Below are 12,291 nucleotides of genomic sequence, written 5' to 3'. Positions count from 1 at the left end.
ACCGAACCGCAAGGAACATTAAAAAGATGTCCGGTTCGGTTGACTAAACCCTATACCACGTTTGGAGGTTTCTATAAATTTGAGTAAATATTCAACTTCCGGCGTTGGCTCAAGTGTTTCTCTGACTCTGGTGACAGCATGCTTGAGGGGGAGTCCTGATCGGAACAAAATGCGGAACGCCTTCTTTAACGCCGCGAGTGTTTCAGGTGTGAGTTGTGATAAAGGGTTAATCCGTGAGGTTCGGATACCGATACGGTTGAGGTCTCGGACACGCGCGGGTTGTCCGGCGGAGAGAGCAAAGGGGGGAATATCCTGGACGATCTTTGAGAAACCGCCTGCCATTGCCATCTTGCCTACGCGCACGTATTGGTGCAGTGCCGCATGCGCTCCCAGTCGAACATCATCTTCAATCACGACATGCCCCGCAAGCGAGACAAAGTTTGCCATGATTATTCGATTACCGACGATAGTATCGTGTGCGAGGTTAACCCAATTCATCAGCAGATTATTGTCCCCAACAATAGTTGCTTCCTCTTCAAAGGATGACCTGGAGATCGAGACGTATTCGCGGAGTATATTGCGGTTCCCGATTTTCACATAACTCCGCCACCCCCCGTATTTCAGATCTTTGGATTCGTTACCGATGGTAGCCCCGAAGAAGATTTTGCATTCTTCGCCAATAGTTGTCCATTTTTCAATCTGAACGTGGGGACCAATCACGGTACCGCGCCCTATATGGACCTCTTCACCGACAAGACTGTAGGGGCCAATCTTAACCCCTTCTTCCAATATCGCTTTTGGAGAGATAATAGCCGTAGGGTGAATGTTGGTTTCTAGCACAGATGTCCCTCCGTTTAGTAGTTATCAGCAGTCAGTTGACAACCATAAATCAGACAGATGCCAATACGATTGACAGTTCTGCTTCTGTAGCGAGTTTGTCTCCTACGTAGACGCGTCCTTCGATGCGTGCAATTCGGCTCCGTAGTTGGGCGACCTCTATTTCCAGTCGGAGTTGGTCCCCCGGAATGACAGCGCGTCGGAATGTTGCCTTGTTGATTGAACGGAAATAGCCAAGTTCCCCTTCCTTACCGATGTCTCGAAGGACGAGCCATGCTGCGAGTTGCGCGAGTGCTTCAATTTGTAACACCCCTGGCATCACAGGGCGCGTCGGAAAATGCCCCTCATAAATCGGTTCGTTGTAAGTCACGTTCTTGATGCCTACGGCGCGTTTTTTACTTTCGTATTCAATAACTCTATCCACCATGCACATTGGATGTCGGTGGGGCAGCACTTCATAGATATCCATTACCTCAATCGGTTCTTGAACAGGTGTCTGTTGAAGGTGACCGGCATCGGCGAGGGCTTGCACGAATTCCGCATGGAACAGATGTCCGGTCCGCATTGCCAGGACATGTGCCTTCGGCATGTGTCCTGCTAAGTAGAGGTCGCCAATCAAATCAAGGATTTTATGGCGCACAAACTCGTCTTCAAACCGCAGGGATGTGCTGGATTCACCTGCGGCATTGATAACGACGACATTGTCGTAACTTGCACCTTTCCCAATACCGAGTGCTTGTAGGGCTTCAATTTCATCTTCAAAACAAAAACTCCGGGCGGGGGCAATGTCGTGAGCGTATGATTCTGGGGTTATTTTGAGTGTCGTTGTTTGTGGTTTCGTCTGTGGATGTGCGTAAACGAATGTCACCTCAAACGCGTCGGCAGGTAGCAACACGAGTTGCTTATCCGCTACAGAAACCGCAAACGGCTCTGTGACTTCAATAAATTTTCGGGGTATATCTTGTGGGACGAGTCCTACTGCTTGAATACTTTCGACGTATGGCACCGCACTCCCATCAAGCCCAGGGGGTTCCGATGCGTCAAGTTCCACTGTCGCGTTGTCAACGCCGAGACCACCGAGTGCTGAGAGGATGTGTTCGACGCTGCTAACGGCTGTATCACCGCTGCGTAAACTGGTGCATCGCGGCAGAATATCCACCCAGTTTTCCTGACATACCTTCACTTCTGGGGCACCAGCGAGATCCACCCGTCGAAAGACGATGCCGGAGTCCGCGGGGGCTGGTTTCAAGGTTAATGTCACAGGTTCTCCCAACATTAACCCTTTTCCTGTAATTGTTATTTCATTTTGAATTGTTTGCTGTAAATCAGCTGTTGCCATTCGCTTTGATTCCTATACACATTTCGCCCCGCTGGGGCTTGCGTTTTCGCATGAAAGACGGAGGGTTCTTCGGTTTGAGTACTCATCTTTTCACCGGTCCACCCTGCCATCCGAGTGACTGCCGATGGAGAACCGACCGCTGTTTTGTTATTACTGCGGAACATGCTTACGAGACGCACGCCGCATTTTTCGTATCATTCTATTGTGTTCTGAAAGCGTCTTTGAAAAGTGGTGCTTTCCTTCGCCTATCGCCACGAAGTAGAGATAGGCTGTTTTTTCAGGGCGCAGTGCGGCTACAATTGAATCAATCCCCGGATTCGCAATGGGACCAGGCGGTAAACCCTTGTATTTATAGGTGTTATAAGGCGACTCCACCTGTAGATCGGCTTTTGTTAAGGGACTTTTGGGGTTCCCTAAGGCATAAAGCACTGTTGGATCTGCCTGAAGTTTCCACTTTCGTGTAAGTCGGTTATGAAAGACACTTGAAATACGGGGACGTTCCGAATCGGATTGTGCTTCCTTTTCAATGACAGAAGCAAGCGTTACGATTTCGTGACGGGTACGCCCTAAATTTTGTGCCTCCTCCTCAAATTTTTCTGTCCATTGCTGTTTAAATTCATCAAGCATCATCTCAACAACTGTCTCAGTTGTTGTGCCTTTTGCGAATTTGTATGTATTCGGAAAAAGATAGCCCTCCACGGTTTTGTCTGTAAGCCCATACCGATCCAACAAATGCTGGGATTCGGAGGCTTTCCGAAATGCCGCCGCTGTGCCAAAGCCGCTCGTTTCCCAAAGTTCAGCAATGGCGGCTGTTGTTAAACCCTCTGGCACCGTCCAGCTGACCAGTGTAACCTGTCCCTTTTCAAATTCATCGAGGAGGTCCCATAGTGCCATGTTCCGCTGTAACACATAGGTTCCAGCTTGTAGGCGTTTACCAGTCCCTCTATATCGGACAGCTAAACGAAAGACATGTTCGCTGCGTATCAACTTTTGTTCAATTAATCGCTTTGCGATTGTCCGGGAACTACTCCCCACTGGCACGTCAAAATTGACAACCTCTTCTGACGATGTAGCGGGACGCGTCAGGGATACCCCTATCAGCAGAGCAATGAGACAGAGAACACTAAGACAGCAGAGCGTCAGTATACCTACATGAATCTTTCGTGTTCTTGAGAGAATTTTAAACGATGGGGCTCTGGACATCGTTAGAAATCTCCCGCTCGCTATTCAAATAATCTGTGAGAATAATTACCGCTGCTACCTCATCGATAAGTTCTTTTTCTGTTTTTGTGTCTTTGTTAAGTTCACGCAAAATATCTTCTGCTTCAGCGGTTGTAAAGCGTTCATCCTGAAATTTGATCGGAATGTCAATGACCTGCTCCAGACGTTGTGCAAACTTCTGGATCTTCTGCGCTTGCGTCCCAATGGAACCGTCAAGAGAGATGGGCAAGCCGATCACGATACATTCCACCTTATGGATAGAAACCAGATCCGAGATCGCAATTAAATCAACCTGCCGATTCTTTCGGGTGAGCGTGCACAGTGGATGTGCCGCAACACCGAGAGCGTCACTGAGCGCAACCCCAATCCGTGTATCACCGACATCTAATCCGAGTAAGATTTCCATTTTTAAATGAAACTCCTGTGCAAAGAAACAAAAAATTAGAAGCGACCCGAATCCAAAAAAGGTGACAGTCAGATAGCCCATAATACCGAGAAAGAACTTCCATTCCCAGATTTCAGTGAGTCTCACAATACTGCTCTTAAAATTTTACACGAAATATTTTGTTGCGTCAAGGAAAATCTCATGTGCCTAAACATAGTATACAGAAACTTGATAAATTGCCATAACACTGGTATAATTTTGCTGAGGAAAAGGGAAGGGAAATCGCAAGCGATATTAAAAACTGAAATTGATTCCTTTTTGCCGCTTGCAGCGGGAAGCTCGCTCACACCCTATTGTATACAGAACAGGAAATCGAATGTCTAAGCATCAACTTTATTATGGCGATAATCTTGAAATTCTTCAAACGTATGTTCCTGATGACAGCGTTAACTTGATTTATATTGATCCGCCGTTTAACACGGGAAAACTTCAACAGCGGACAGAGATCCAAGTCGAACAGGATGCCGAGGGCGATCGGGTCGGCTTCCAAGGAAGAACGTACCGAACCCGCAAAGGCAAAACCATGCATTACACCGATAAGTTTGAGAGTTCAGATACTTATCTACAGTTTTTGCGACCTCGTTTTGAAGAGGCGTATCGTGTGCTTCATCCGCACGGCAGTTTCTTCCTCCATATTGATTACCGTGAAGTGCATTATTGTAAAGTAGTGCTTGATGAGATTTTCGGACGTGAATCTTTCGTCAATGAGATTATTTGGGCTTACGATTACGGAGGAAGGCCCAAGTCAAGGTGGCCTGCGAAACACGATAACATCTTGTGGTATGCCAAAACGCCGGAACACTACACCTTCAACTTCGATGAAATGGACAGAATTCCGTATATGGCACCTGGGTTAGTCGGAAAAGCAAAGGCAGCACGCGGTAAAACACCGACCGATGTCTGGTGGCATACGATTGTTGCTACGAATGGCGGTGAAAAGACGGGGTATCCGACCCAAAAACCGCTTGGCATCCTTAACCGTATCGTCAAGGTGCATTCTTCACCCGGTGATACCCTTTTAGATTTTTTTGCGGGCAGCGGCACTCTCGGTGAGTCTGCAGCACTTCACAATCGTTCCTCAATTTTAATCGATAATAATATTCCCGCAATCCGTCTAATCATGGATAGAATGGCGCTTTATGGGGTCGAACTCGTCAATGCTAATTATACAGCATTATGCCAGCATTAGATAGAATAGCGGTATCTGATTTTCTCATTTCGTTCAAAAGTCAAACATTGTTTCTTTAAATATCTTTTTCCAGCCCAATGTTTCTAATAAGAGTGACGGCTACATTATGGCGATAGGCACAGAGGCGGGTTAGATTTTCATAAAGATAAAAGTTTCCGCTTGATTTTCTCGGCAAACTGGATATAATGGAACGATGGAGGCGATGATGAAAAGATTTAGGGAGATTTCAGAAGACATTCGAGAGAATATAAACCGGTTTCTGGAAGCAGTGGAGGGTACCGAATCGCTGCTGGATAAAGCCATTGTTGACATGAAAGTGCGGCTTGATGAAGCAAAAGATCTGGTAGCAATAGCGATCGCAGATGAACAGACACTCAAACGCACCTATCAGGAGGCTATTGATACAGCAAACGTATGGAGTAAAAAGGCTGACACTGCTTTACAAAATCAGGACACAACACGCGCAAGGGAAGCACAACGACGCAGGCAACACCACTTGAACCTCGCAGACGGTTATAAACGTCAAATTGCTGCGCAGGCAGCAGTCGTAACGACCCTCAAAACAGCACTTCACGAATTTTATCAGCAATTCCGAAGCGCAGCGGGGGACGCTGAAACCCTATCCCACCGTCAGAAACAAGCAGAGACCCGCTCGGAACTCTATAAATTAATCGCGACAGCGGAAAATGCTCTCTCCACTGCTTTCGCGCGGGCTGAACACAAATTGAAAATAGCCGAAGAAAAAGCAGAAATGTGGGAAAACCGAAATCGCCGCGATGCCACTGATGGGACAAAAAACGCAGATGATTCTGACATTGATCGAGTGCTTGCAGAACTTAAAAGTGATGTCTTAGGCAGTAATCGCAAATGATTAAAACCTTAAGTTTAACGAAATATTTCGGTAAATTGTGTGCTGTAGATGCATTGACACTTGAGGTAGATGCCGGTGAAATATTCGGATTCCTTGGGCCGAATGGAGCCGGGAAGACGACGACAATCAATATGCTCACGGGCTTACTCCGCCCGACATCTGGCACCGCAACGCTCGGCGGTTTTGACATTCAGAAACAGAGTTTACAGGCAAAGGCGATTCTCGGACTGATGCCCGATACGCCTCAACTTTATGAGGCATTGAGCGGTAGACAGTTTGTCCGGATGATAGCGGATTTGTATGAAGTGCCGCCGGAGCAGGCCGAAAATGAGATGGGTATGCTACTGGAGCAACTCGAGCTGACCGAGGCTGCTGACGATCAAATCAAGGGGTATTCCTACGGCATGCAGAAGAAAATCCTGCTCATCTCGGTCCTTGTGCATCACCCGCAAATTCTTTTTCTTGATGAACCAACCAGTGGCTTGGATCCGAGGAGTGCCCGAACTGTCAGGGAACTCTTGCGCGAACGTTGTGAGCGGGGCTCCACTGTATTTATGACAACACACATTCTTGAAATTGCCGAACGTATTTGCGATAGAGTCGGTATTATCAGTAAGGGACAACTGATTGCTGTGGGGACCCTTGCAGAGTTGCAGCAGGAAAGGCAGGGGGACCACGGACGACCCGTCGATGCTGGTCAGGATAGGACGGCGACCCTTGAGGATATCTTTCTCGATCTTACCGCAGATTTTTAAATTTTCCTTTTCGACATGGGCTGTGTGCTTTGGACTGCTTTTTTCTGTCAAGATTCTCAAATCCAGTTGCGAAGTAACCGAAGACCCGCAAGGACAACGGACGCAGCGGCCCAGAAGCAATAGTTTAAAAAATGTTGAGAAATGTGATAATTCTGCTGAGAGCGGATTTGCGAGGGTGGTTAAATGGACTGAGTCGTGGTGGCGAAGCATGGCGAAAAGCCGCTTTAAAGGGTATCGGGTATCTCGTCTTCATCGTTGCACTCTCGGTGTTAGGAAATTCCCTCTTCGCGCATTTACGACGCACTGAGGCGGAACCGAGACTTCTGCTGGGTGTCATTAATGGGTTCATGCTCTTCGGGATTATTGTGGTTGCCAAGGAATTGATGGAGAGTTCGCTGAAGAGTCTATATGAAGCACCGGACACGGCATTGTTACACGCTGCACCGATTCAACCACTCGCAATTTTCGGGTATAAGTTCATTCATCTCACTATCACGCGCTTTCTGAGTATCCTCTGTTTTTTAGGACCTCCGTGGGTAGCGTTCGGTCTGATATTTGAATTACCGTGGCATTTTTACGCAGTTCTATTTCCAGTGTGCGTGTGTCTTTTGTTAATGATTGCGAGTTATGTCACCGTCAGTGTAATGTTGATTGCGCGTTTCTTTTCATCTGGATGGCTTCTCGCAACACTCAAGGTACTCGGCACTGCAATCGGCGTAGCGGTAGGTTTTCTGTTATCGTTAACACTATTTTTCGAGTTTGAGCCGATCCACCTAAAGCAATTGTTGCTCGATTGGGCTTCCGAGAGAACAACGGATACGACTGCTGCGTGGTATCCACACGAGTGGATTGGAAAATTGCTGTTGAGTTGGGTGACTGAATCCACAATAGGTGTCGGGTTGAGATGGGTATTGGGCGGTGTTGGAGGAAGTCTCACCGCTGTCGGGATGGCAGTGCTCGTCGCACAATTGATTTATCGCCGCGGTTGGGAAAATATTCGGCAGTTGAAAGTTTCCAAGCGTAAATCCGTGCGGAGCACCAATGCTTCTAAAGCATCGTATCTGGAACGCATGCGGCTTGCGATCGGACGTGGTAAGATACGATCTATGATGCTAAAGGACTTTCTCATTTTCGTCCGGCACAGTGGACGGTTAATTGCCATTGCGATGCTCACGCTGTTTCTGGTGGTTCACATCGCTATCTTACTCGTGCAGGAAGGCAGTGCGGATACGAACGCTGGACTGGTGCTTACTGTGCAGATAGTTCTGTATAGTATGCTGATTACCTTCGGTATCAGCTGTAACGGTCTCCGAGATGAAGCGAAAACATGGTGGATGCTGAAAGCCGCCCCTGTTACGCCGAGGTTGGTGTTCACGAGTAAATTCCTGACTGCGTTTCTCTGTGCGCTGGTTTATGCTGAATTCTGGTCTCTGTTTGCTGTGTGTTTACTCCAAATTCCAAAGGATACGTGGATGCCAGTGATGCTAACGCCTCTCTTAACGCTTCCGACGGCGTGCGCCTTGAATACAGCGGTTGGAACTTTATCGTGGATGGCAGAATTGACAACCACCCTATCAAAAACACGGAAGCCAATCCTTCGGGTTTTAACGTTCACAGTGGTGCTTATTATTGATGTGGCACTTGTTCTTGGCGTGGTCATAGCATGGTATACGGGAAGTCTCGTCGTATTTGTTGGGTTGATAATCCTCCTTGTGGGTGTATTCGGAATATCTTATAGATGGGGAATAGGAAATCTCCGCAAGTTGTTGGTTGCACAGCAATTTTTTTAGTTAGGAAGGCATATGTTGATAGAATATGAAGGCATAACCCCGAACGTGCATCCGTCTGTTTTTGTCGCTCCAGGAGCGATGGTTATTGGCGATGTGACAATTGGGGAAGAATCGAGCATCTGGTTTAACAGCGTGCTCCGTGGGGATTTAGAGCCGATCCGAATCGGATGTCGCACGAACGTTCAGGACGGTGCAGTGATACACATGGACAAGGAGATTCCGTGTCTCATCGGTGATGATGTTACGATCGGGCATGGTGCAATCCTCCATAGTTGCACGATTGGGGATGGAGCACTGATCGGCATGGGAGCGATTCTCCTGACGGGTTCGGTGATTGGCGAAAATGCCGTTGTCGCAGCTGGGACGCTTGTCCGAGAAGGACAGAAAATCCCACCGGGTGCAGTGGCGATGGGAGTTCCAGCAAAGGTGCGCCGTGAGGCGACCGAGGCGGAACTTGAGCGCGTCCGACGCGGCAAGGACGATTACGTTTTACGTGGCAAACTGATGCAAAATCTTTAGGAAACTTTTCATAACCTAAAGTAGGTTTTTTACTAATTTTAGATCGTTGCCGACAACGGAGGCAACGCCCAGGAGCAATCGTTAAAAAAATGGCAAAACGAACGTGTTTAATGATAGGTGGCAGTGGTATGGCTGGTGGCTGGATCAACAATTTCACGAACAATTTCAGCGACCGGATCGAAATCGTTGGTTTAGCGGATGTGAGTACAGATGTTCTCACAGCACAGGGCGAGGCATTAGGACTCGGCACTTCACAACTCTTCACAGACTTTAACGAGGCGTGTGCAGAAGTCAAAGCTGACTTCTGTGGTATTGCGGTCCCACCGCAATTTCACAGTCCTGCTGCAATTGCGGCTATGGAAAACGGGATGCCGGTTATCTGTGAAAAACCGATTGCGGACACCTTAGACGCAGCAAAAGCGATGGTGCACACCGCTCAAAAAACGGGATTACCGTGTGCGATTATCCAAAACTATCGGTATGCAGATAATAAACAGGAATTGATTCGTATCCGCGATGAGGGTAGATTGGGACGGCTGCAACACATTGTCGGGAGATATGCGTGCGATTATCGGCGTTATCTTTCGTGGGGCAAAGCGTGGCGACACGATATGGATTTCGGGCTTCTTTTTGAAGGCTCTGTTCATCATCTTGACATGCTTCGGTTCCTCTCCGGTGGCGATTGTGAAACCTTAATCGGATTTGGATGGAATCCGGAATGGTCGAGTTTCCAGCATTACTCCAGCGGTTTCTATGTAATGCGGATGGATAACGGTGTCCATACCTCTTATGAAGGCAACAGTTCATCGGCGGGTATCGTCAATTGTTGGAACCATGAACACTATCGCGCTGAGTTTGAGGAGGGTGCTGTGGAAATCGCAGGCGGCAACCAGATGACGATCCACCGTGTGGGGGGAGAGACCGAAGTCTATGAGGCACCGGCAATTCCCTACCAAGCACATCAGCATCTCTTTGATGAATTCCTGAACTGGCTCGATGGTGGCGAACCTTCTGATACGCGGATTGAGGACAATATCAAAAGTTTCGTGCTTGTCATCGCCGCAATGGAAACAACGCTTGATGGACAACCCAAGCAGATCGCTGATTACCTGAGCGACTTAGAGATTTAAGGGTTGTGTATGCGTAAGGGCTTCGGTGCTGGCTGTGTTCAATCCAAACCCTGAAATCCCACGTGTCCTTGAAGATATTCCTGAGTCCGAGCAACGCGCCCTGCTTGAAAAGGCTGCAACATGGATTGTCCGGCGCGGTCTAACCGCGCCCGCAATTCTCTTTTTAGAGACCGGTAAGCCGCTTAACTTTTTGGGGAGCCAACTCTTAATTGCGTTGAGCCCCTTCATTCAGGCGATCTTCAAGGGCGACGAGTATCATAAATTTGCACTGATTCTGGAAAAAGATGCGAATGTTGAGCTACTGATTGAACTGATCGAAGGACATTCATGAGGAAAAATAGGAGAAAAAATGGCAGTTGAGTTAAAAATGCTTCAGATGGATCAGACGATGACAAAGGGAAAAATCGGGAAATGGCTGGTGAAGGAGGGCGATACCGTCACACAAGGACAGCCGCTGTTAGAGATTGAAACCGATAAGGTCGTCCATGAGCAGGAATCCCCCACGGATGGCGTTATCGCGCAATTGCTGGCTGAGGAAGGTGCCAATGTCCCCGTCAACGCCCTGTTAGCGATTATCGGTGCACCCGGAGAGAAAGTGGCACGCGTTGAGGCGGACACGGGGACAGTCGAAGTGGACACCCCACCGGAACCGCAAGCATCAGTACAACCTGCACAACCCAAGGCAACACCACCAACGCCAACTGTTCAACCGAAAGCCTCGCCAGCGGCACGCCAACTCGCCGAAAAACTCGCTATTGATTTGACCGAAGTCAAAGCCTCTGGACCCGGGGGACGCATCCTTGAGAGCGATGTCCAGCGATATATTGACTTAAGAGGACCCGCTCCAATCGAAGAAACGACACGACTGAAGGCATCACCGCTTGCCCGGCGATTGGCGAAGGAGCACGGCGTCGATCTGGTTTCAATCGTCGGTTCGGGACCCGATGGCAGGATTGTCCGTGACGATGTGTTGCAAGCGAGCGCAGCCGCCGCTGAAACCCCTGTTATAGAGGCACCCGCTCTTCAACAGGCGACAGAGGTTATTCCTATGGGGGGCATCCGTGAAATTATCGCAGAACGGATGACCATGAGTCTTCAAACCAACGCCAGCGTCACACTCCACACAGAGGTTGACGCAACGGCTTTCGTCGAACTCCGTGGAATGCTCAACGATAAGCTACAGGCGAGAGAGGTGAGTCTCACCTACACCGATCTGCTCGTTAAAGTCGTCGCAAACGCTTTGGGGGAACATCCGCGCCTCAACACAACACTCACGGATGAAGGCATTCATCTATTGCCGGAAATTAACATCGGTGTGGCAGTCGCATTGGACGATGGGTTGGTAGTCCCTGTCGTCAGAAATGCCGACACGGAGCGGTTATCTGAAATTTCTGAACAGGTGAGAGATTTCGCAGAGCGGGCACGCAGTAATCAACTGACACCGAGTGAACTTCAGGGTGGGACCTTTACCATTACGAATCTTGGGAATTTCGGGGTTGATGCGTTCACGCCTATCATCAATCCACCGGAAAGTGCTATTCTTGGGGTGGGACGGATTCTGAAGAAGCCAGTCGTTCACGACGATGAGATTGTTGTTCGGAGCATGCTGACCTTGAGTTTGACGTTCGACCATCGTGTGATAGATGGTGCCCCTGCAGCGCAGTTCCTACAAACAGTCTCCAGTTATATTCAAGACCCGTATCTGTTGTTGGTGTAGAAGTTACCAGTATTCTGTCTGTAGAGATTCTACTTCATCAAAATGTGAGTCTCGTGTGACAAGAATCAAGTCATATTGTAAAGCAATTGCTGCGATCCAGATATCATTGTTCGGGATAGGGCGGCCCTTCCGACGCAACCTGTCTTTGATGATTCCGTACCATTGTGCTGTCTCTAAATCACAAGGGAAAACGATACTTTGTTGCACGAATATGTCAATTTTATGCAGATTCTCCGTGACTTTGTTAGATTTCTGTGCACCAAAACAGAGCTCACCGATTACAGGCGGAGCTGCTACGATGTACTCTGCATTTCTCACTTTCTCTTGGACCATCAGATCACCAGCAAACAATGCAATGACAACGTTGGTATCAAGCAGATATTTACCACTCAGATTCATCAATCTGTTCACACCCTTCTTCAATTGCCTGTTTCATGATTTCAAGGTCTTCAGGCGAGATTGTGCCTACAAGTTTAAG

13 protein-coding genes are annotated in these 12,291 nt (G+C 48.3%); 8 read left to right on the top strand and 5 right to left on the bottom strand.

Annotated elements, in window-relative coordinates:
* Nucleotides 1-18: 18 nt before the first annotated feature.
* The 4 genes from lpxA to ruvX all read right to left on the bottom strand — a co-directional run bounded on the left by lpxA (nt 19) and on the right by ruvX (nt 3,884).
* A complete protein-coding gene (lpxA, locus tag F4X88_17550; protein MYA58091.1) occupies nt 19-840 on the bottom strand; it encodes an acyl-ACP--UDP-N-acetylglucosamine O-acyltransferase in 822 nt (273 codons plus the stop codon).
* A 49-nt stretch (nt 841-889) separates the two neighbouring features.
* Nucleotides 890-2,176, bottom strand: a complete 1,287-nt coding sequence (lpxC, locus tag F4X88_17545; GenBank protein ID MYA58090.1) for a UDP-3-O-[3-hydroxymyristoyl] N-acetylglucosamine deacetylase — start codon at nt 2,174-2,176, stop codon at nt 890-892.
* Between the two features lie 150 nt (nt 2,177-2,326).
* The gene (mltG, locus tag F4X88_17540; GenBank protein MYA58089.1) at nt 2,327-3,379 is read right to left on the bottom strand and encodes an endolytic transglycosylase MltG; all 1,053 of its coding nucleotides are present in this window, start codon (nt 3,377-3,379) and stop codon (nt 2,327-2,329) included.
* Complete coding sequence (ruvX, locus tag F4X88_17535; protein MYA58088.1) at nt 3,357-3,884, bottom strand: Holliday junction resolvase RuvX; 528 nt, start codon at nt 3,882-3,884, stop codon at nt 3,357-3,359. Before ruvX ends, mltG begins: the two co-directional genes overlap by 23 nt.
* Before the next feature lie 274 nt (nt 3,885-4,158).
* Here ruvX and F4X88_17530 point away from each other — a divergent pair, with 274 nt between their 5' ends.
* The 8 genes from F4X88_17530 (at nt 4,159) to F4X88_17495 (ending at nt 11,813) form a co-directional block, all read left to right on the top strand.
* On the top strand, nt 4,159-5,031 hold the full coding sequence (locus F4X88_17530; GenBank protein ID MYA58087.1) for a site-specific DNA-methyltransferase: 873 nt from the start codon (nt 4,159-4,161) through the stop codon (nt 5,029-5,031).
* 193 nt (nt 5,032-5,224) lie between these two features.
* Complete coding sequence (locus F4X88_17525; GenBank protein ID MYA58086.1) at nt 5,225-5,902, top strand: hypothetical protein; 678 nt, start codon at nt 5,225-5,227, stop codon at nt 5,900-5,902.
* Entirely contained in the window at nt 5,899-6,657 is a 759-nt protein-coding gene (locus tag F4X88_17520) for an ABC transporter ATP-binding protein (protein ID MYA58085.1), read from the top strand. The genes F4X88_17525 and F4X88_17520 overlap by 4 nt, the downstream gene beginning before the upstream one ends.
* Before the next feature lie 131 nt (nt 6,658-6,788).
* Entirely contained in the window at nt 6,789-8,447 is a 1,659-nt protein-coding gene (locus F4X88_17515; protein ID MYA58084.1) for a hypothetical protein, read from the top strand.
* A gap of 12 nt (nt 8,448-8,459) precedes the next feature.
* Nucleotides 8,460-8,966 carry a gamma carbonic anhydrase family protein gene (locus tag F4X88_17510; GenBank protein ID MYA58083.1) on the top strand — a complete coding sequence of 169 codons (507 nt, stop codon included), beginning with the start codon at nt 8,460-8,462 and terminating at the stop codon, nt 8,964-8,966.
* A 110-nt stretch (nt 8,967-9,076) separates the two neighbouring features.
* Nucleotides 9,077-10,096, top strand: a complete 1,020-nt coding sequence (locus tag F4X88_17505) for a Gfo/Idh/MocA family oxidoreductase (protein ID MYA58082.1) — start codon at nt 9,077-9,079, stop codon at nt 10,094-10,096.
* Between the two features lie 34 nt (nt 10,097-10,130).
* Entirely contained in the window at nt 10,131-10,427 is a 297-nt protein-coding gene (locus F4X88_17500; protein ID MYA58081.1) for a hypothetical protein, read from the top strand.
* Nucleotides 10,428-10,445: 18 nt separating this feature from the next.
* Nucleotides 10,446-11,813 (top strand): 2-oxo acid dehydrogenase subunit E2, encoded by a 1,368-nt coding sequence (locus F4X88_17495; GenBank protein MYA58080.1) that lies wholly within the window; start codon nt 10,446-10,448, stop codon nt 11,811-11,813.
* A 3-nt stretch (nt 11,814-11,816) separates the two neighbouring features.
* Here the strand turns inward: F4X88_17495 and F4X88_17490 are convergent, their stop codons facing one another.
* On the bottom strand, nt 11,817-12,206 hold the full coding sequence (locus F4X88_17490; protein ID MYA58079.1) for a type II toxin-antitoxin system VapC family toxin: 390 nt from the start codon (nt 12,204-12,206) through the stop codon (nt 11,817-11,819).
* Nucleotides 12,207-12,291: the final 85 nt, after the last annotated feature.

Source organism: Candidatus Poribacteria bacterium (assembly GCA_009839745.1).
GTDB lineage: Bacteria > Poribacteria > WGA-4E > WGA-4E > WGA-3G > WGA-3G.
The sequence above is the reverse complement of the archived record's forward strand: the minus strand, read 5'-3'. Positions and strand labels throughout refer to the sequence as shown.